Below are 19,598 nucleotides of genomic sequence, written 5' to 3'. Positions count from 1 at the left end.
GGTCAGGCCCCGGCTTCCGTGCCCGCCGCGTCCGGCACGGGGGCGCCGTCGGCGGGGTCCAGGACCTCGACCAGGCCGGCGTCACCGTCCACCCTGATCATGTCGCCGGTGGAGATCTGCTGGGTGGCGTGCTTGCAGTTCACCACCGACGGCAGCCCGAACTCCCGGGAGACGATCGAGCTGTGCGACAGCATCGAGCCGATGTCGGTGACCACTCCCCCCGCGATGGCGAACAGCGGTGTCCAGGAGGCGTCGGTGAACCGGGCTATGAGGATCTCGCCCGGCTGGAACTCGTCCGCCTGCCAGGCAAGGTCCTCGATGATCCGCGCCCGTCCGACGATCTTGCCGGGGCTGGAGCCGAGTCCTTCCAGGCGCGTGCTGTTCTCCGGGGCGCGCAGGGCCTGGGCGACGTCGTACTCGCCGATGAAGGTGAGCGGCGGCTCGGGCAGCCTGTTGTGGTACTCGTGCGTGCGCTTGCGCTCGGTCAGTTTCGCCTGGGAGAAGACGTCGGCCGCGTCGCGGTTGCCCGCGAGGTAGGTGCGTATGTCCTCGAAGTCGAGGAAGGCGATGTCGTCCTCGGAGTGCAGGACGCCCTCGGCCACCAGCCGGCGCCCGACCTCGTAGACGACGGTGCGCACCAGCCAGACCGAGGTGACCATCGCCATGCGGGTGATCTCGCGCAGCTCACTGCAGGTGGCGAAGAGCGACATGATGCGGCGCAGCACGACCCGCTTCACCAGGGGGAGTTCGCCCAGCACGGCCTCGGCGTCCTGCGCGACGCCGCCGTCGCCGCGGAGCAGGCCGTCGATGGAGAACTGCTCCTCCTGCGCGTAGCGGCGGACCATCTGGAAGACGTACGTGGGGTCGTCGACCCAGCGCGGATGGGTGAGTTCCATCTCCTGGCGGCCCCGTGTGCCGTTGGTGCGCATGAACGGGGTGACGTACGAGTCCCAGAAGGCCCGGCCCTCATCGGTGGCGCGCAGCTCGGACTCGATGTCCGTCAGCGGTGAGTCGACGATGGTCTTCAGGACCTCGGGGCGCCGCCGGGCCGCCTGGGCCAGATCCCACAGCTCGCGGGCCGACTCGACGGTCCGCAGGTTGGACATGTCCGTCTTGATGCGGTTCTGCAGGTTGGTTCCCTTGTCGCCGAGCCACTGGGCGCACAGGTCGGAGAAGGCGCTGTAGAAGGCGAACGCGTTGATGTAGTAGGGCATGTAGCCCACGTTCATCGCCCCGCAGTACGCCAGGTAGCGACGGAACTCGGACCCCAGCTCGGAGCGGCTCAGCTTGGTGAGGTCCAGGGCGCGGGCCCGGTCGTACTCGCGGTGGCGGGAGGCGGCCATCCGCTCGGACCGCTTCCGCATCCGGGCCAGTTCCTGGGCGAAGCTCTTCGCCCAGTGCCCGGCGGCGACCACGCTGCGCGTACCGCTGGTGAACTGGCCGAAGGGGGAGCGATAGGACGGCATGTCCACCTCCTCACTGGCGAAGCGCTCGGTGAAGACGGACGCGTCCTTGGTGGGCGGGCTCTGGGTGAGGACGTGCGAGGTGTAGGAGACGTTCAGGTACACATGACCCTGCAGGTAGCCCATGTGCAGGTCCATGTCCCCGGTCCGGCGGGTGCCGATGGACCGCACGCAGTCGCCGTGGATGTTCTGCTGGTAGTAGCGGGCGAAGCTCAGCCCGAGGGGCGTCATCGCGCCGACGAAGATCTCCCCGATGTCCATCCGGGACCACATGGTGTTCTGCCGGACCAGTTCGGGCACCTCCTTGATGTACGGGGTGTGCCGGCTCGGCGGCTGCGGCCTGGTGGTGATGGGCCGGGTCTGGAGCAGCGAGATCCGGCCGTCCTTGAGCACCCACTCGATGTCCTGCTCGGTGCCGTAGCTGTCGCGCACCTGCACGGCGAGCCGGGCGAGTTCGCCGAGCTGTCCGGTCGTGAGGGTGGCCCGGTTCCGGAGGGCGGTGTCCACCTTCACCATCGCGACGCGGCCGGGTTCCACGGCCGCGCACCGGGTGACCTTGTACCGCACCCGCCTCTCGACGACCTCCAGGGTACGGTCGTCCACCACGAACAGGTCGCTGGTCACCTTGCCCGACACCAGCCCCTCGCCCAGTCCCCAGCAGGACTCCACGACCATGCGGTGCGGTCGGCCGCCCATCGGGTCGATGGTGAAGAGCACCCCGCTGACGTCCGCGTGGACCATCTCCTGGACCACCACGGCCATCGAGCCGACCGATGCCGGGTCGTCCCGGTAGACCGACGCACGGTCCGACCACAGGGAGGCCCAGCACTCCTTGACCGCGGTCAGCACCGCCTCGTCGCCGCCGACGTCGAGGATCGTGTCGTGCTGGCCCGCGAAGGACTGGGCGGCCGAGTCCTCCTGGCTCGCCGAGGACCGCACGGCGACCCGGGGCCGGCCCATCGCCGCGTACGCGTCCAGGATCAGCCGGGTGATCGGCTCCGGCAGTTCACGGGCGACGATCTCCTTGCGGGCCGGGGTGGCACCGGCCCGCAGCTCGTCGGCGAGGCCGGTCTCTTCGAGAAAGCGCCTGAAGAGCCGGGTCGTGAGGCAGAACGCGGGTGGGACGGGCACCCCCGCCTCGATCATCTCGCCGAGCCTGGCGGCCTTGCCGCCCAGATGCTCGGTGGTGACAGGGGTGTTGGAGCCGAGGACGACGACGAACTCGGTGTCGTCCCCGGGGTTCTCGGTGTTCGGTGTGCCGTCGGTAGCGGTCATACGAGCCTCCAGAATGGGCTGGAACGGATGGCGGATGTCAGGAGTTGGTGCCGACGAAGGCACGGAACTGTTCGCCGGGGACGATCCGGTGGGCCTCCACATCGCTGAATCCCGCCTTCCGCAGCTGCGCGACGAGCTCGTCCTCCACCGGCAACGGCCCTCCGAAGTCGGCGAACTCGAACCAGAGGTTGAGGACTTCGAGGCTCGGGCTGCCGCCCTGGCACGAGGTGGTGAGCAGCAGCCGGCCGCCGGGAGCCAGGGTTTCGCGGGCGCGCGCGAGCACCTCGACCCGGTCGGACTCGGGGAAGTAGTAGATGTTGTTGTGCAGGGTGACCAGGTCGTAGCGCTCGTCGACGGCCAGGTCGCGCAGGTCGCCCTGCCGGGTGGTGACGCGGTCGCCGATACCCCAGCGGTCCATGTTCCGGGCGGCCTGCTCGGCCACCTCGGACTGCAGGTCGACGGCGAGGGCGGTGAGCCGGGGGTTGAGGGCGGCGGCATGGCGCACGTACACACCGCTGCCGCAGCCGATCTCCAGCAGCCGGACGGGGTGGTGCCGGTCCAGCAGCCGGGAGACGGCCTCCTCGATGAACGGCTGCACCACCAGCGAGGAGCGGGCGATGACCGTGCCGTCCTGGTCCCCCAGGCTGAAGGAGCGGCCCTCGCGCACCATGCGCGGGGCGTCCAGGAGCACCGGGTGGTGGAAGCGGACGACCTCCTCCAGGGCGCCGGCGGCCGCGTCGTTCTCGACCCGGGCGAGCTGCTTGGCCAGTCGGCTCCTCAGCGCGTACCGGCCGTGGCGCGACGACAGCTGCCCGAGCTTCACCCCGGCGTCGAGCCAGCGGCCGAGCCGGTGCGTATCGCCCTCGATGCCCAGCTCCAGGGCGAGGGTGCGCAGATCGGCCGGGCCCTCGGCGAGCCGGCGCAGTACGCCGCTGCTCGCCGCGGCCGTCAGGAAGGCCGCCCGGTACACCGGGGTGACCAGCTTGCCCGAGAGGGACAGGAGCAGCCTGATCTGCGGGGAGCGGAGCAGCCTGGCGACCGTCACCGCGGTCGTCAGCGGCGAGGCGTTGCGGGGGCGGTGTCCGGTCGGCGTCATGAGTACCTCTGGGGTGTGCGGGCGGATCCGGTGAGGCCCTGGAGCCCCGGGCCGGCGGAGGCGAGGCCTGCGCACCAGCTGCGCAGCTCATGCAGGAGGAGGTCCTGCGTCGGTTCCTCCAGCAGGTAGAAGTGGGCGCCGGGTACCTCGTGCCGGTGGAACGCGGCGGTGGTGTACGTACGCCAGGAATCGGCCTGTTCGGGCCGGGCCAGCGGGTCGTCGGCCCCGGTCATCACCGTCAGGGGCAGGTCCAGCGGGGCCCGCCGGCGCCACCGGTAGTGGTCGCAGACCCGCAGATCGGCCCGGAGCGCGGGCAGCCTGCGGCGCAGGAAGGCCCGGCGTACGGCGCTGGGCCCGGCGCCCAGTCCGCCCAGTCCGCCGAGGAGCGCGACCAGTTCCTCCTCCGGCAGGGTGCTGTCACGGCGGTCGCCGTAGCTGTGCGGGGCCCGGCTGCCGGAGAGGAAGAGACCTCGCGGGCCGGGCCGGCCACGCTCACGCAGTGCGCAGGCCACCTCGTACGCCAGTACGGCACCCATGCTGTGGCCGAAGAACGCGCAGTCCGCGTCGAGGCCCTGGTCCGTCAGCGCGTCGGTGACCGCGTCGACCAGTGGGCCCATCGAGGTGAACGGCTCCTCCGCCAGCCGCAGCCCGCGGCCCGGCAGCAGCAGGGGTGCGACCCGTACGCCGGTGCCGAGCGGACGGGCCCAGCGGTGGAAGACCGAAGGGGTGCCGCCCGCGTACGGGAAGCACACCAGCGGCAGTGCGTCCGGTGCGGCGGGGCCGGGGGCTCCCGCCGGGAACCACGGTGCGCCGGGGCGGGCGTCCGGCAGCCCGCGGGCGGGCGGTTCGACTGGGGGCACGGTGTCCTCGGTGGGGTCGGGTGGGGCAGGCGGGGGCCGGTGGTGTGCCCGGCCGGCCGGGACGTGGTCCGTCAGGGCCGGGGGGCCGCGGCCAGGGTGCGGTAGTCGGTCTTGCCGTTGGCGTTGCGCGGCAGGCCGGTCAGCCGGGTTGCCGAGTGCGGCAGCATGTAGGGCGGCAGATACCGCGCGCAGTGCTGTTTGAGCTGGAGCAGGTTCGGCTGCCTCGCGCCCTCGCGCAGGACGTAGTACACGGCGATCCCGTCCCGGCCGCGCTCACCGGTGACGATCACCGCCGCGTCCGCGACGGCCGGGTGGCGCAGCACCGCCGACTCGACCTCACCGAGCTCCACCCGGTAGCCGGAGAGCTTGACCAGCCGGTCCTTGCGACCCCGGTAGACGAGCAGACCGTCCTCGTGGACCACCAGGTCTCCGGTGCGGTGGCGGCCCCCCCGGTGGTCCTCGGCGGCCGGCTCGTGCTCGCGGCCCCAGTACCCCGGGGTGACGCACTCGCCGGAGACGACGAGTTCGCCGGGCTCCCCCGGGGCCGTCACGGTGTTGCCGTCCTCGTCCTCGACGCGGAGATGAGCGCCTTTGATCGGGGTGCCGATCGGCAGCGGGTGTTCCCGCCCAAGATCGGCCGGGGTGGCCCGGTGGTAGGTGCAGACGTTGGTCTCGGTCGGCCCGTAGAGGTTGTAGAGCGCCGTGCCGGACGGCAGCACCTCTGCCAGCCGGGCGAGCTGGCCGATGGGGAAGACTTCGCCGGCGAACAGGACGTACCGCAGCGTGCTCGTGTCCCGGGGCGTCAGCGCCCCCGAGGTGGTGAGCAGGTTGAGGATCGAGGGCACCGAGTACCAGACGGTGACACCGTGGAGCCGGATGCCCGAGGCGAGCGCGGACACGTCCTTGGCCCGGGCGTCCGGGATCACCCACAGGGAGGCCCCGGCGGCCAGTGCGGTGAAGAGGTCGAAGGTGCTGAGGTCGAAGTTGAACGAGGCGTGGTTGGCGAAGACGTCCGTGGGACCTACGTCCAGCTCCTCCAGCGCCCAGCCGACGAAGTTGGCCAGGTTCCGGTGGGAGATCTTCACGCCCTTGGGCGTGCCGGTGGAGCCCGAGGTGTAGAGCAGCGCTGCCAGGTCGTCGGGGGTGCCGGGGCGCCCCACGGGCACCGCCGCGTCGGTGGAGGCTCCGCCGGAGGGCTGCGGCCAGGCGTGGACGGTGGGGGCGTCCCCGGCCGTTTCGTTGTCCGCCGTCCCGTCGGCCCCGTCGGCCAGGACGACGGTGCGGAGCGACCGCGGCAGTTCCGAAGCGGTGAGCTGCCGGAACCGCGCCCGGTCGGTGAACAGCACGGTGGGCGAGGAGTCGCCGAGGATCGTCCCCACCCGGCCGGCGGGCTGGGCCCCGTCCAGCGGTACGTACACGCACCCGGCTTCCAGGGTCGCGAGGATCGCCTCCGCGTAGCGCGGCTGCTTCTCCAGCCAGATGGCCACCCGCTCGCCGGGCCCGGTGGTGACCGCGCACAGCCACCGGGCGAGCTCGTCCACCCGCCGGGTCAGCTCGCCGTACGAGACTGGGTCCTCGCCGACCAGCGCGGGCCGGGCGAGTCCGTCCACGCCGAGTCCGCGCGGCAGCCGGATCACGGAGATGTTCCCCTTGGTCACGGTGTACCCCTCACCGCTCGGACGGGGGCAGCACCCCGGCCTCGCGTCCGGCCTCGGCAAAGATTCCCGCGGCTTCCTCCAGGTCGGCGCGGGTGTGTTCGCTGGTGACGCTGATCCGCAGCCGGGCGTCACCGAGGGGCACGCCGGGGAAGACCACGGTCTGGCAGAACAGCCCGCGCGCCCGCACGGCCCGGCCCATCTCCATCGCGGTGCGTTCGTCGCCGATGACGATCGGCAGGATGGCGCTCTCGGACTTCTCCAGGTCGAATCCGGCGTCCAGGAGCGCGGAGCGCAGGGTCCGGATGTTGTCCCAGAGCCGGGTGACCCGCTCCGGCTCGGACTCCATGACGTCGATGGAGGCGATCAGGCCGGCGGCGGTGCCGGGCGGGATGTTCGCCGCGAAGACGTAGGAGTTGGCGTAGAAGCGCAGATAGTCGATGACCTCCTCGTCACCGACGACGAACCCGCCCATGCCGGCCAGGGCCTTGCTCATCGTGCCGAGCTCCAGGTCGACCTGGCCCTTGAGGCCGAAGTGCTCGGCGGTGCCGGTGCCGCGCTCGCCCAGGACACCGGTGGCGTGCGCGTCGTCGATCAGGACGCGGGCGCCGTACTCCCGGGCCAGCCGGACGATCCCGGGCAGGTCACAGATGTCGCCGTGCATGCTGAACACGCCGTCCGCGACGATGAGCCTGCCCATGGCCTCGCCCTGGCTGCGCCGCAGCACCCGTTCGAGATCGGCCATGTCGTTGTGGCGGTAGATCTTGCGCACCGCGCCGGAGAGCTTGCAGCCGTCGACGATGCTCATGTGGTTGAGCCGGTCGACGATGGCCGCGTCGTAGCTCTTCACCAGGCCGGAGATGACGCCGAGGTTGGCCGAGTACCCGCCGGGGAAGACCGCACAGGCCTCGCGGCCCTTGAGGCGGGCGAGCCGGCGCTCCAGCTCGCGGTGCAGCTCGTTGGTACCGCCGATGATCCGGGAGCCGGTGTGCGTGGCGCCGAAGGAGCCGGTGGCGTCACAGATCGCTTCGATGACCTTGGGGTGGTTGGCCAGGCCCAGGTAGTTGTTGGAGGCGAACATCAGGAACTCCCGTTCCCGGCCCTCCAGATCGTCGTGGATCAGCGCGCGGCTACCGCTCATGCCCCGGTGCGGCATCCCGTACCAGTAGAGCTTCTCCTGCTCGCGCCGGGTGCGGTAGCGGCGGAACGAGCGGGCCTTGGCGAAGAGATCGGGGTCCCGCTCCTCCATGAAGTCCTTCATGGAGCGGCTGTCCCACGCGTCCTCCCCGGCCGTGACCTCCGCCCGTGCGTCCTGGCCGTCCGGCGGCCGCAGCGAGGCGAGTTCGGCGTGCAGCTTGCGCAAGGTGGTGGCCAGGACGCCGTCGGTGGCCTCCTGCGGGATTCCGGCGGCGTCGGCGACGTCGGCGACGATCGACGTCAGGACGACCGAGTCGATGCCCAGTTCGCTCTCGAAGTCGGCGTCCAGACCCAGCTGGTGGCGCTGGTAGTGGGTGTGCCGCATGGCCGTGTCGACCAGGGTACGCAGCAGCGCGTCCGCACCCTCGTCGGCCGGGGAGGAGTCGCCGAGCGCGCTCGTGACGTCCGCCACCAGCTCCCGCAGCGTCGTCGGGGACGGGTCCCACCCGCTCCGCAGGCCGAAGTGTTCGCTCAGGGCCTCCAGGATCGACTCCAGCACCACCGAGTCGATGCCGAGCTCACCCTCCAGCTCGCTCTCCGGCGTCAGACGCGCGACGTCGTACAGCGTGCGGGACGCGACGATCTCGACGACCTGGCGGTGGATGGGCGGGGGGTCCACGGCGACGTCCGCCGACTCCTTCATCGGGCACCCTCTCTCTCGTTCCGGATGCGGTCCACGAGCGCGGTGATGGCGCTGACCGACTGGAAGTTCGCCGGCGCGACCTCGTGCAGCGGCACCGTGATACGGAATTCGCTCTGCAGGAAATGGACCAGGTCGAAAATTCCGGCGGAATCGACTATTCCCAATTCGGCGAGACGCGTTTCCTTATCCAGGCCTTCGGTGTCACCGTCGAGCCAGGCCGTGGCTATGTACTCGATGATCGATTGCTCAGTAATCATGGCCGCCTTATACGTGTATTCGGCAGAACGCCGAGCCGGGACAACCGTTGCAGACGCAGCTTGGATCCCGCTGAGATCCCGGTGTCAATCGGCTGTTGCGCACATCGGCACAGGTGGCAGGCGGTGTCTGGGCGCACCGCCGGGGGTACGGAGGTGACGTCGCCGGAAAAGTACGGCGGATCGCAGCCCACCGCCCGGAGTGCCGAATTCCTATGGTACGTTTCCACGGATTTCCGCCAACCGGTCGAACGATAAAATCTGGAGTTGCCTGTCATGCACTCCGTGGACGCAGCCTGCATTCAGCAGGAAAACACCGGAACAGAGCGAACGGCGATCATCGGAATCGCCGCGCTCACTCCTCGGGCAGTGGGGGCTGAGGCCTACTGGACATGGGTACGGGATAAATCCGACGGAATGCGGGAGCCCGCTCGCTGGGCGCCGGACGAGCCCGCGGTCGACGTGGCCCGCTTCGGCATCCCGCCGGTGCAGGCGCGCTCCATGGCGCGGCTGCAACTCCTGATGCTGGAGGCGGCCGACCAGTGTCTGACGGATGCCGGGACCGGCCCGGCCGGCCGGGACGACCGCACCGATGTCGTGGTGGGCACCTGCTTCGGCCTCGACCGGCAGTACGCCAACGCCCTGCGCATCGCCGGCAGCGGCTACGCGCGGGAGGTGGAGCGCGCCGCCCTCACCCTGGGCAGCCCGGAGGCGGCCGAGAACGCGAGCCAGGCCGCCGAGGAGCTGCGCGGGCTGCTCCAGCGAACCCTCGGCGCGGCCCCGCACGACCGGGTCGGCGAGATGGCCAGCACCATCCCGGCCCGGATCGCCTCGGCGTTCGGACTGCGCGGCCGCACGCTCGCGGTGGAGTCCGCCGACGCCACCTCCTTCGTGGCGCTGGCCCAGGGCATCGGCTCGCTGCGCGCCGGCCTCACCGACCGGGCCCTGGTCGTCACCGGGCAGTTACGGGAGAGCGGAGTGCTGTCCTCGCTGCTGCGGACCAAGGGGCTGCTCGGGCCGTCCGCCCACGCGGACGACCTCTCCGAAGGTGTGGGCGCCCTGCTGCTCAAACCCCTGGCCGCGGCCGAACGCGACGGCGACCGGATCTACGCCACCATCGCGGACTGCCACGTCCGGCACCGGGGCCGCCCCGGCGCGTTCCGCCACGAGACCTCGGCCGAGCGGCACCGTGACACCATCCGCGCCGCCCACCGGTCCGCCGGAGCCGGGACCGGCACCGTGAGTTACGTCGAGCGGGCCGGAACCGCGGCCGATGAGGCCGACGGCAGCGAACTGGCCGCGCTGGAAGCCGAGTTCGGGGCAACCGGCCCGGCTTTCGGCACCGTACGCGACCGGATCGGGCGCACGTTCGCCCATGCCGGGCTGGCCGCGGTGACGACGGCGGCGCTCGCGCTGCACCACCGCACGCTGCCCGCACACCGCACCCGCAGCGGCCCGGTCGCGGCGGCCGCCTGGGCTCCACCCGAGGACTCCGCGCCCCGCCGGGCCGCCGTCACCGGAGCGTCGTTCACCGGAACGCTGTGCCACCTCATCCTGGAGGAGCACGTACCGCAGCCGCACACGCCGCGCCACCCCGCCGACCGCGGGAGACCGGAAGTGGCGCGGGCCGTGCCGCGCGGCGCCGGATTTCCGGAGCCGATCGCCGTCATCGCCTACGGAGGGCGCTTCGCGGACGCCGAGGACGCCGACGCCTACTGGCAGCTCATGCTGGACGGCCAAGACCGGCTGCGCCCCGTTCCGGCCGACCGGCTGGACCGCGAACTCCACTACACACCTGGCGTGTTGAGCCTCAACCGCAGCTACACCGAGCTGGGCGGGCACGCCGCGGTTCCGCAGTCCCCGCCGCCGGGTACCGGGATCGGCGCGGAGCGGTACGCGGCGATGGACGCCGCCCAGCGCATGACGCTGGCGGTCGCGGCCGAGCTCTTCGGCCGCCGGGCCGGACGACCGCTGACCGGGCGCGGGCTGATCGCCCTGGCCAGCAACCTCGGCCTCGCCGCCGACCGCCAGGCCCACGTGGACGGTTCCCTCGGGGAACTGGAGGACCGGGTGAGGGAGCTGACCGCCTTCAAGGCCCTCTCCGCGCCGGAGGTCGAGCGGCTCCTGGACACGGCTCGGCAGGCGTACGGCAGACCGGCCGCGCCGACGCCCGACACCCTGGACGGAGCCCTGGCCAGCGGTTCGGCGGCTCTCCTCGCCGGGGTGTACGGGCTGGACGCCGTACCGCTGGCCGTGGAGGCGGCCTGCGCCTCCTCGCTCGCCGCCTTGGACACCGCGATGACCGCCCTGCGCAACGGCACGGTCGACTACGCCCTGGCCGGCGGGGTCGAACTGCCCTGCTCGGCAAGGGACATGGCGCTCTGCTCGGCGCTCGGCCTGCTCTCGCACACCAGGATCACCCCGTTCGACACCGACGCCGACGGCTTCACCCCGGGCGACGGCTGCGCGCTGTTCCTGCTCAAACGGCAGGCGGACGCCGAGCGGGACGGGGACGAGATCGTCGCCCTGCTCACCGGCATGGGCGCCGCCAACGACGCCAAGTCGTTGATCGCCCCCGATGTGGAAGGCCAGGTCAGGGCCATGCGGCAGGCGTTCGCGCAGGTCGCCCACGCCCCTTCGGAGGTGGACTACCTGGAGGCGCACGGCACCGGTACCAAGGTCGGCGACCGGGTGGAGATCACCGCGACCGGCCGGGTCTACGGCGGCCCCGACCGGCCCCGGCCGCTGGAGATCGGCTCCGCGAAGGGCTTCGTGGGCCACACCTTCGCGGCCGCGGGCGGGGCCGGTCTGCTGCGCACCCTGCTCGCCCTGCGCACCGCGACCCTGCCCCCGAACACCAACCTCCAACACCCCAACCCGGCGCTGGAGCTGGACGCCCTGCCGGCCGTGCTCGGCACCCGGGCCAAGAAGTGGCCCACCGCACCGGGCCGTCCGCGCCGGGCGGCGGTGAGCTCCTTCGGCACCGGCGGCATCAACTACCACCTGCTGGTCGAGGAACCGGGCCCGGTCACGGGCGGACCCGGCCGGCGGGACGCACTCAGTGACGACGAACCGAAGGACGGGACGGACCTCCCCCGATGAGACCACTGATCAGCTTCACCCTCGACCAGGACACCGAAGAGATGTGCTCGACGCTCACGGCCTTCGCCGAGAGCAGGCTGGGGGCACCACCCGAGACGTTCGACGCCGAGGACTTCCGCCGCCGCTGGCTGCTCGCCGGGCGGCAGGGCGTCACCGGCACCTGCGTCCCCGACGAGTTCGGCGGCTCCGGGATGGACGCGGTCAGCGCCGCCGCGCTGATGGAGGCGCTCGGCCGCGGCTGCCGGGACATGGGCTTCGCCTTCTCCGTCGCCGCTCACCTGTACGCCTGCCTGATGCCGGTGGTGGAGTTCGGCACCACCGAACAGAAGAAGCGGTGGCTGCCGGCGCTCGCCTCCGGCGAGCTGATCGCCGCCCATGGCATCACCGAGCCGGGTGCGGGCTCGGACGCGTTCAGCCTGCGCACCCGTGCCGTACGGGACGGCGACCGCTATGTCCTGAACGGCGAGAAGTGCTTCACCACCAACGCCCCGGTCGCCGACGTCTTCCTCATCCAGGCGGTGACCGACCCCGAGGCGGGCTACTTCGGGGTGACCTCCTTCCTGATCGAGGCGGGCACGCCCGGCCTCACGGTCGGCCGCCCGTACGACAAGGTGGGCCTGCGCGGTTCACCGATGGCCGATGTCCATCTGCAGGACGTCGCCGTACCCGCCGACCAGGTGCTGGGCGCCGAGGGCGGCGGCGCGGCCGTGTTCACGTCGTCGATGCGCTGGGAGCGCACCTGCCTCTTCGCCGCGTACCTCGGATCCATGCGGCGGCTGCTGGACTCCACCGTCGACCACGTCAGGGAGCGCGAGCAGTTCGGCGCCCCCATCGGGTCCTTCCAGGCGGTCAGCCATCGCATCGTCGACATGCTGATGCGGTACGAGTCGGCGCGGCTGATGCTCTTCCGGGCCGCCGTGGGCCTCGACGAGGGCAGCCAGGACGAGGTCGGGCCCGCGCTCGCCAAACTCGCGGTCAGCGAGGCCGCCGTGCAACTCGGCCTCGACGCCGTCCAGTTGCGGGGCGGCCTCGGCATCGTGGACGGGGAGGCCGAGACGTTCCTGCGGGATGCGCTGCCGTCCCGCATCTTCTCCGGCACCAACGAGATCCAGAAGAACAACATCGCCCGGGCGCTCGGTCTGGGCCGCGCTCCGCACCGGCGCCGTACGGCTCGCTGAACCCCCACCGCCCGGACTTCCCGCATCCCACTTCCCGGAGGAACAGTGGAGTACATCGTCCACCGCATCAAGCTCCTGCCCGCCGTCGACCCGCAGCACTTCGAGCACTGGGTGCGCGACGTCGACTACGCGACGTGCCCGCTGCTGCCCAGCGTCCTCTCCTTCAGCGTCCAGCGCGTCTCGCACCAGCCCGACGACCCCTTCCACTACTTCGAGATCATCGGCGTGACCGACCGGGCGGCCTTCGACCGGGACATGAAGCTGGACGCGTTCCACGAGCTGGAACAGGCCTTCGACACCATGGCTGTCGTCGTCGACGAGACGGCCGGCGAACGGGTCGGCGCAGGCTACTCCACGGCACCGGCCTGGTAGCCGGGCCGGTGGGACCAGCGCAGCGGGCCCCGGTCGCGGGAAGCGACCGGGGCCCGCTGTTCGTACGGCCGGCCGGGAGACCGGACCTCAGGCCCGGCTCAGCAGCAGGACCGCGTTCTGGCCGCCGAATCCGAAGGAGTTGCTGACCACGGTGGAGAGCCGGCCCTCCCGGCCCTGCTTGGCGACGACGTCCAGATCGATCTCCGGGTCCTGGCTCTCCAGGTTCGCCGTCGGCGGGATGAAGGAGTGCTCCAGCGTCAGTGCGGCCGCCGCCGCCTCGATCGCCCCGGCGGCGCCGAGCGAGTGCCCCAGCACCCCCTTGACGGAGGTGACCGGCGGCTGGTGCGGGAAGACCCGGCGGATCAGCCGGGCCTCGGCGGCGTCGTTGAGCGGGGTCGACGTGCCGTGGGCGTTGACGTGGTCGACGGACTCCGGACCGGCCCCGGCGTCCCGCAGCGCGGCCCGTACCGCCAGCTCGGCGCCCAGGCCCTGCGGGTCGGGGGCCGTGGGGTTGTACGCGTCGGCGGAAGCGCCGTAACCGCTCACCCGCGCCCGCACCCGCGCGCCACGCGCCCGCGCGTCCTCCAGCCGCTCCAGCACCAGGACGGCCGCGCCCTCGGCGAGCACGAAGCCGTCCCGGTTCACGTCGAAGGGCCGGGAGGCCGCCGTGGGGTCCTCGTGCCGGGACAGCGCGCCCATCCGGGCGAAGCCGCCCGCGATCGAAGGCACCATGCAGGCCTCCGCGCCACCGGTCAGGACCACGTCACAGACACCGCCGCGCAGCAGCTCCCTGGCCGTTCCGATGGCCGTGGTGCCGGAGGCACAAGCCGTCACCGTGACGAAGTTCGGCCCCTTGGCGCCGTACTCCATGGCCAGATGACCGGCCGACATGTTGCAGATGAGCAGGGGGATCAGCATCGGCGACATGCTCGCCGCGCCCTGCTCCAGCATCTTGCGGTGCTGCGCCTCCCAGCTCGCCGCTCCGCCCAGACCGACGCCCAGGACCACCCCGACGCGGGCCCCGTCCCAGGTGGCCGGGTCGAGCCCCGAGTCCGCGAGTGCCTCGGCGGCGGCGGCGAGCGCCAGCTGGTTGTGGCGGTCGAGCCGCCACGCCTTGCGCCGGCCGATGGTCCTCACCGGGTCGAAGTCCGGCACCTGGGCCCCGAACGCGACCGGCTCACCGCTGAGTCCGGCGATCGGTCCGGCGCAGGTGGACTCGGCGGCACACAGCCGCTCCCAGGTGGGTGACACCCCCGAACCTGCGGGCGTCACCATCCCCAGGCCGGTGATGGCGGCGTCGAAGCGGCCGTCACCGGCCGCCATCAGACCTCCACCAGCTTGGCCTCGATCACCTTGGCGACATGCGCCATCGTGTCCTCGGCGTGGAGTTCGTCGTCGCCGATGGGGACACCGAACTCCTGCTGGGCGGCGATCGTCAGCTCGACCAGCGCGAGGGAGTCCAGCTCCAGGTCCATGAAGGTGGTGCTGTCGGAGACTTCGCCCGCCTCGGCGCCGAAGCCCTGCACCAGGAGGTCGACGAAGCGCACGTACACGTCACTCATGGGTATCTCCGTAAGGGTGGTGCGGACGCGGTGTCCGCTCAGGGAAGTGGATGGTGCGGTGGTACGGGTGTTACAGGCATTACGGGTGTTGCGCGTGCTGGAACGGAGCGGTCAGACGGGCTGCACATCCGGCCAGATGAGAGCGGCGGCTCCCCAGGTGAGGCCGCCCCCGAAGGCGGTGAGCACGGTGCGGTGGCCCGGGAGGAGCCGCCGCCCGGTCACCGCGTCGGCGAGGGCGAGCGGAAGGGAGGCCGCCGCCGTGTTGCCGACCCGGTCCAGGTGGACCGGGCAGCGGTCGCGCCCCAGCTTGAGCTGATCGGCGACGCCGTACAGGATGCGGAGGTTGGCCTGGTGCGCGATCAGCCGGTCGATGGAATCGACCGTCCAGCCGGCTTCCTCGGCCACCTGCCGCGAGCTCTGGGTCATCCGCTCCACCGCGTTACGGAAGACGGCCTTGCCGTTCATCCGGAAGTACGGGTCCGCGTCGGCGGCGCGCTCCGCGCGGAACGGTTCCCTGGAGCCGCCCGTACGGACCGAGATCAGCTCCTCGCCGCTGCCGTCGCTGGCGAGCACGGCGGGACCGAGCGCACCCGGCTCCTCCGGTCCGCCCGCCCGCAGCAGGACCGCGCCCGCACCGTCGCCGAAGATGGCCCGGGTGGAGCGGTCCCGCGGATCGAGGATCCGGGAGTAGGTGTCCGACCCGATCACCAGGACGCTGTCGGCGATGGCCGTCGCGATCAGGCCGCGGGCGGTGACCAGGGCGTAGAGGAATCCGGTGCACACGGCGGACACGTCGAAGGCGGGCACCGGACCCAGCCCCAGCCGTGCGGCGACCAGCGGCGCGGTGGCCGGGCAGATCCGGTCAGGGGTGGTGGTGGCGAGCACGACCGCGTCCGCGCGGTCCTGGCCGGCGGACTTCAGGGCCCGGGCACCGGCTTCGACGGCCATGTCGGAGGTGGCGGTCCCGGGGTCGGCGACATGCCGTCGCCCGATGCCGGTCCTGCTGCGTATCCATTCGTCGGAGGTGTCCAGTTCCCGGCCGAGTTCGTCGTTGGTGACGATGCGGTCCGGTAACCAGGTACCGAGTCCGGCCAGGATCGAAGCCCTAGTCTTCACGGTCATCCCCTGATCAGACCGCGCCCGCGGGCGGCGACAGACGGGCCAGCCGGTCGGCGAGCTTCGCGTCGCCGACGACCGTGCCGCCCGGGAAGAGGCCGATGACGATCAGGCTGATCGTCTCCTTGATGACGCGCTCGGCGACCGGATCGAGGATGCCGACCAGGCTGGGGATGCCGAAGTCGAAGTCCGTGGTGAAGTCGACCCTGGACCCGCCGTCCGTCCCGGTCACGTGCCAGCGCCCGGCGAAGGACGCGAAGTCCCCGTCCGTCTGCGCGAAGTCGATGGTGCGGGCGGCGCCGTCCGTGCGGTCGGTCTCCGTCCAGCGCAGGATCCCGTTGCGGAAGAAGACCTCCCAGTCGCTGCCGCCCTCGTGCGGTTCGACCGAGCGCACCGCCGGTGCCAGGCCGGGGAACCGGCCGAACTCACGGACCGCGGCGAACACGGTGTCGGGTTCGGTGGAGGGCAGATCGATCACAAGCTGCACGCTACGCATGGGTTTTGCCGCCTAATGGGTCGGTACGGACGGGAAGTACTGCGCCGCCTGAGCGCGGCAGGCCCGGTCGAACGCCTCGTAGAGGAACGTCACGTCCGAGGGGGCGAGCACGGCCGGAGGAGTGAAACGCAGCACCATGTGCGAGTTGAGCGAGTGGTTGGCGATGACGCCCTGTTCGAGCAGCTCGATCAGCAGCTCCCCGGCGAGGCCGGGTTCGGTGAACTCGACGCCGATCAGCAGGCCTTGGCCGCGTACTTCGGCGACGGCGGCGCCGAAGTGACGGACCGCGATCGTACGGAGCTCGGTGAGCAGCTGGGCACCGAGCACCTGGGCCCGGTCCACCAGCCCGTCGTCCTCGATGGCGGCGAGCGCACCGCGTACCGCCGCCATCGCCAGAGGCGAGCCGGAGAACGTGGAGGTGTGGAGATACGGGTCCTTGTCGAAGACCGAGAACACCTCCGGCGTGGCCACCAGGGCGGAGACGGGCATGACGCCGCCGCCCAGTGCCTTTCCGGTGAGCAGGATGTCGGGGACGACGCCCGCCAGGTCGGCGCCCCACCAGGCGCCCAGCCGCCCGAGGCCGGTCTGGATCTCGTCCAGTACCAGCAGCGCTCCGTGGGTGTCGCAGATCCGGCGTACCTCGCGCAGGTAGCCCGCAGGCGGGATGATCACCCCGGCTTCGCCCTGGACCGGCTCCAGTACGACGCAGGCCTCGCCCGGCATCGTCGCGACGAGCCGCTCCAACGCGGCGGCGTCGCCGTACGGGACGTGGTCGACGCCCGGCAGCAGCGGCCGGAACGGGTCCTGGAAGACGTCCTTGCCGGTGAGACTGAGCGCCCCCATGGTCTTGCCGTGGTAGCCGCCCTCGGTGGCCACGAGACGGGTACGGCCCTGGGTGCGGGCGAGCTTGATCGCCGCCTCCACCGCCTCGGCGCCACCGCAGGCGAAGTGCACCCGCTCAAGGCCCTCCGGGGTGTGGGCCACGAGCGCGTCCGCGGCGTACGCCGCCTGGGGTTCGAGGAAGAGCCGGGTACCGACGGGGTGGCGGGCCAGCTGCTCGGCGACCCGGGAGACGACCGCCGGGTGCCGGGCGCCGGTGATGAACACCCCGTACCCACCGCAGTTGAGGAACCTGCGCCCCTCCTCGCCGGTGACCCACACCCCGTCGGACGCCAACTCAACGTGTCGGCCGAACAGTTCGCCGAGCGTGGCCCGTCCTTTGTTCATACGTGTCCGGTAGAGGCCGATCAGGGTGTCGGCATCGGTGGCCCCGGCGGCGGTGCCTGGAGATTCGACGGTGGTCATGGTTCCCCTCGTGGTCGCCCGGAAGGGCAGGTCGTCTCGGATGTTCCGCAGGGCGTCCTGGAGCGTCATGGCGAACGCCTGGGGCAGGTGCCCCGCGAACGCGTCAGCCGAAGAGCTCACGCCACGCACCGAAGACGGCCTCGCGAGGACGGGAGCCGGTGCTGAAGCTCACTCCCTGGATGTGCGAGGTCCGCAGGATCGGGTAGTTGGCCTCGCCGAAGACTCCGCCGGTCCGGCCGGTGCCGCCATGGGTGGGCAGGCAGGGCAGGAAGCCGATGTGCGAGTCGTTGACCTTGAGCAGACCGCCCCCGGTGATGCGGTCGGTGAAGTACTCCACCACCTGTTCGTCGCTCGCCCACAGGGAATTGCGCAGCCCGTACTCGTTGGACTCCACGAAGGCGACGAACCGGTCCAGCAGCGTGGTGTCGTCGGCCGGTTCGGCCACGATCACCGGCAGCAGCGGGAAGAACGTCTCATGCCGTACGGCGTCCAGCTCCCGGGCGTGCGCCAGGCCGCGGACGACCAGCACGGTCGGCTCCAGGAAGATGCCGTGCGGGTCGCGGGTGCCGTCCAGCTGCATCGCGTGTCCGCCGTGGACGAGCTCGGCACCCTTGTCCAGTGCCTGCTCCAGGCAGGAGAAGAACTTCTCGTTGCGCAGCACGGGTGTCAGCAGCACGTCCGGGTCCTGCGGCCGGCCCGGCCGGATCTCGCGCACCCGCCGGACCAGCGCGTCGAGCAGCCCGTCGGCCGCGTCCGGATGGACGACCACCTGGTTGGGGATCATGCAGAGCTGGCCGGAGCCGTAGAAACTCTCGGTGAGGGCCTCGGCGGCAAGTTCGACGTCGGCGTCCTTCCAGACGGTGACCACGTCGTTGCCGGCCAGTTCCAGGATCGGCTTCTTCCCGGCGGCGATGCAGCGCTGCTCGAAACGGATGCCGTTCTCGCTGCTGCCGAAGTAGATGATGTCGTCGACCTCCGGGCTGTCCAGCCAGACGGAGAGCATCGGCGCCGGGTCGCCGCAGACCGCGTTGAGAACGCCGCTGGGGGCTCCGAGCTCCTCCAGGACGGGCGCGACGATCTCCTGGAGTACGTACATCACACCCAGCGGCCCGCTCCGCGGCGCCCGGACGACCAGTGCGTTCCCGGCCATGATGGCGGTGGCGCCCAGCATCGCGCTGGAGAGCGGGGCGTTCTGCGGCGGGTTGAGGCACACCACGCCGTCCGGCCGGCGGCGGACCTGGAGCCGGCGCCCGCCGTGGCTGAACTCCTGCAGCATCTGCGAGCGGTAGAAGGCGGTGGAGTGGGGGCCGAAGATCTCCAGCATCCCGGACACCTGCCAGCGGGCCAGCGCGAGGGGGTGGCCCTCCTCGACCAGGACGGCGGCGATCTGTTCCGCGTGGTCGGATATGCGCTGGTGGAGCAGTTCGGCGAACCGGTCGACCCGGATCTCCAGAGGCACCGCGGCCCACTCCTGGACCGCTGACGCGGCAGCCTTCACCGCGAGCTCGACGGTGGCGCGGTCCGCCTTGGCGACCCTGCCGACCACGGTGTCCGGCAGGCCTTCCGGAGCGACGTCTTCCAGCCTTCCCTGCTCCAGGCGGCGCTTGAGGCGGAGGCTGGCGAACACGTCGTCGAGCAGGGCGTTGGAGTCCACCACGTAGACCCACTCGCCGCTCTCCCTCCGCTCGCCGTTCACGTAGGAGTAATAGGTGCGCAGGTCCTGAGGGTTCGAACGGGACGGCTGACCGGTGCCCACACTGACTCCATTCCGTCTGCGAATATCGCGCGAGTCGAGGTTGTAGAAGGGTGCGCACATGACTTTTCCAGGGGTTCCTGAGAATGCACTGAAACCTGACTGAGGCCCTTTTGTCCCGATGTGGGCATGGGAGACGGCGGTACCCGGGCTGTCCGGATACCGCCGCACCTTCTGTCACTGCGGGCTTCGCGGGGGTGACACAGAAGCACGCCCGCACTATAGTTAGTCGGGTGACTAAGCCTGCGAGAACGGAGGTCCGCCCCATGGC

The 19,598-nt window shown here is 71.4% G+C and carries 15 protein-coding genes; 3 read left to right on the top strand and 12 right to left on the bottom strand.

From position 1 onward, the window contains the following. Positions 1-2: 2 nt before the first annotated feature. The 6 genes from redH to ACK8N7_RS18385 all read right to left on the bottom strand — a co-directional run bounded on the left by redH (position 3) and on the right by ACK8N7_RS18385 (position 8,446). Positions 3-2,738, bottom strand: coding sequence for an undecylprodigiosin ligase RedH (gene redH / locus ACK8N7_RS18410; protein ID WP_500443263.1), 2,736 nt, complete (start codon positions 2,736-2,738; stop codon positions 3-5). A gap of 37 nt (positions 2,739-2,775) precedes the next feature. Continuing rightward, positions 2,776-3,834: a methyltransferase domain-containing protein gene (locus tag ACK8N7_RS18405; protein WP_403213604.1), complete on the bottom strand. Its 1,059-nt coding sequence runs from the start codon at positions 3,832-3,834 to the stop codon at positions 2,776-2,778. Continuing rightward, complete coding sequence (locus ACK8N7_RS18400) at positions 3,831-4,694, bottom strand: thioesterase II family protein (protein WP_500443261.1); 864 nt, start codon at positions 4,692-4,694, stop codon at positions 3,831-3,833. Before ACK8N7_RS18400 ends, ACK8N7_RS18405 begins: the two co-directional genes overlap by 4 nt. 71 nt (positions 4,695-4,765) lie before the next feature. Beyond that, the gene (locus tag ACK8N7_RS18395) at positions 4,766-6,352 is read right to left on the bottom strand and encodes an amino acid adenylation domain-containing protein (RefSeq protein ID WP_403213608.1); all 1,587 of its coding nucleotides are present in this window, start codon (positions 6,350-6,352) and stop codon (positions 4,766-4,768) included. 10 nt (positions 6,353-6,362) lie between these two features. Further along, entirely contained in the window at positions 6,363-8,189 is a 1,827-nt protein-coding gene (locus ACK8N7_RS18390) for an aminotransferase class I/II-fold pyridoxal phosphate-dependent enzyme (RefSeq protein WP_403213610.1), read from the bottom strand. Beyond that, positions 8,186-8,446 (bottom strand): acyl carrier protein, encoded by a 261-nt coding sequence (locus ACK8N7_RS18385; RefSeq protein WP_403213612.1) that lies wholly within the window; start codon positions 8,444-8,446, stop codon positions 8,186-8,188. Before ACK8N7_RS18385 ends, ACK8N7_RS18390 begins: the two co-directional genes overlap by 4 nt. Before the next feature lie 273 nt (positions 8,447-8,719). On the opposite strand from ACK8N7_RS18385, the gene ACK8N7_RS18380 reads away from it, so the two are divergent. Genes ACK8N7_RS18380 through ACK8N7_RS18370 form a run of 3 tightly spaced genes read left to right on the top strand, consistent with a single transcriptional unit; the run spans position 8,720 to position 13,095 of the window. After that, entirely contained in the window at positions 8,720-11,545 is a 2,826-nt protein-coding gene (locus tag ACK8N7_RS18380; RefSeq protein WP_500445783.1) for a polyketide synthase, read from the top strand. After that, entirely contained in the window at positions 11,542-12,723 is a 1,182-nt protein-coding gene (redW, locus tag ACK8N7_RS18375) for an L-prolyl-[peptidyl-carrier protein] dehydrogenase (protein WP_403213614.1), read from the top strand. The genes ACK8N7_RS18380 and redW overlap by 4 nt, the downstream gene beginning before the upstream one ends. Before the next feature lie 45 nt (positions 12,724-12,768). Continuing rightward, the gene (locus tag ACK8N7_RS18370) at positions 12,769-13,095 is read left to right on the top strand and encodes a RedY/HapK family protein (protein WP_500443258.1); all 327 of its coding nucleotides are present in this window, start codon (positions 12,769-12,771) and stop codon (positions 13,093-13,095) included. Positions 13,096-13,182: 87 nt separating this feature from the next. On the opposite strand, the gene ACK8N7_RS18365 is transcribed toward ACK8N7_RS18370, so the two are convergent. The 6 genes from ACK8N7_RS18365 to ACK8N7_RS18340 form a co-directional block, all read right to left on the bottom strand. Continuing rightward, a complete protein-coding gene (locus ACK8N7_RS18365) occupies positions 13,183-14,418 on the bottom strand; it encodes a beta-ketoacyl-[acyl-carrier-protein] synthase family protein (protein ID WP_403213618.1) in 1,236 nt (411 codons plus the stop codon). After that, on the bottom strand, positions 14,418-14,657 hold the full coding sequence (locus tag ACK8N7_RS18360; RefSeq protein WP_283898226.1) for an acyl carrier protein: 240 nt from the start codon (positions 14,655-14,657) through the stop codon (positions 14,418-14,420). Before ACK8N7_RS18360 ends, ACK8N7_RS18365 begins: the two co-directional genes overlap by 1 nt. 111 nt (positions 14,658-14,768) lie before the next feature. Next, positions 14,769-15,779, bottom strand: coding sequence for a beta-ketoacyl-ACP synthase III (locus ACK8N7_RS18355; protein ID WP_500443255.1), 1,011 nt, complete (start codon positions 15,777-15,779; stop codon positions 14,769-14,771). 7 nt (positions 15,780-15,786) lie between these two features. Beyond that, positions 15,787-16,251 (bottom strand): type II toxin-antitoxin system RatA family toxin, encoded by a 465-nt coding sequence (locus tag ACK8N7_RS18350; protein WP_403213623.1) that lies wholly within the window; start codon positions 16,249-16,251, stop codon positions 15,787-15,789. A 30-nt stretch (positions 16,252-16,281) separates the two neighbouring features. Next, a complete protein-coding gene (locus ACK8N7_RS18345; protein WP_500445781.1) occupies positions 16,282-17,574 on the bottom strand; it encodes an aspartate aminotransferase family protein in 1,293 nt (430 codons plus the stop codon). Between the two features lie 103 nt (positions 17,575-17,677). Next, positions 17,678-19,330, bottom strand: a complete 1,653-nt coding sequence (locus tag ACK8N7_RS18340; RefSeq protein WP_403213625.1) for an aldehyde dehydrogenase family protein — start codon at positions 19,328-19,330, stop codon at positions 17,678-17,680. Positions 19,331-19,598 lie beyond the last annotated feature (268 nt).

This window comes from Streptomyces griseobrunneus, assembly GCF_046713465.1.
GTDB lineage: Bacteria > Actinomycetota > Actinomycetes > Streptomycetales > Streptomycetaceae > Streptomyces > Streptomyces microflavus.
This window is presented reverse-complemented; position numbering and strand designations above follow the sequence as displayed.

Bases quoted from the DNA above. Each gene is read 5' to 3' on its own strand.
- redH (WP_500443263.1), bottom strand. From the start codon at position 2,738: ATGACCGCTACCGACGGCACACCGAACACCGAGAACCCCGGGGACGAC.
- ACK8N7_RS18405 (WP_403213604.1), bottom strand. From the start codon at position 3,834: ATGACGCCGACCGGACACCGCCCCCGCAACGCCTCGCCGCTGACGACC.
- ACK8N7_RS18390 (WP_403213610.1), bottom strand. From the start codon at position 8,189: ATGAAGGAGTCGGCGGACGTCGCCGTGGACCCCCCGCCCATCCACCGC.
- ACK8N7_RS18385 (WP_403213612.1), bottom strand. From the start codon at position 8,446: ATGATTACTGAGCAATCGATCATCGAGTACATAGCCACGGCCTGGCTC.
- ACK8N7_RS18380 (WP_500445783.1), top strand. From the start codon at position 8,720: ATGCACTCCGTGGACGCAGCCTGCATTCAGCAGGAAAACACCGGAACA.
- redW (WP_403213614.1), top strand. From the start codon at position 11,542: ATGAGACCACTGATCAGCTTCACCCTCGACCAGGACACCGAAGAGATG.
- ACK8N7_RS18365 (WP_403213618.1), bottom strand. From the start codon at position 14,418: ATGGCGGCCGGTGACGGCCGCTTCGACGCCGCCATCACCGGCCTGGGG.
- ACK8N7_RS18360 (WP_283898226.1), bottom strand. From the start codon at position 14,657: ATGAGTGACGTGTACGTGCGCTTCGTCGACCTCCTGGTGCAGGGCTTC.
- ACK8N7_RS18355 (WP_500443255.1), bottom strand. From the start codon at position 15,779: ATGACCGTGAAGACTAGGGCTTCGATCCTGGCCGGACTCGGTACCTGG.
- ACK8N7_RS18345 (WP_500445781.1), bottom strand. From the start codon at position 17,574: ATGACCACCGTCGAATCTCCAGGCACCGCCGCCGGGGCCACCGATGCC.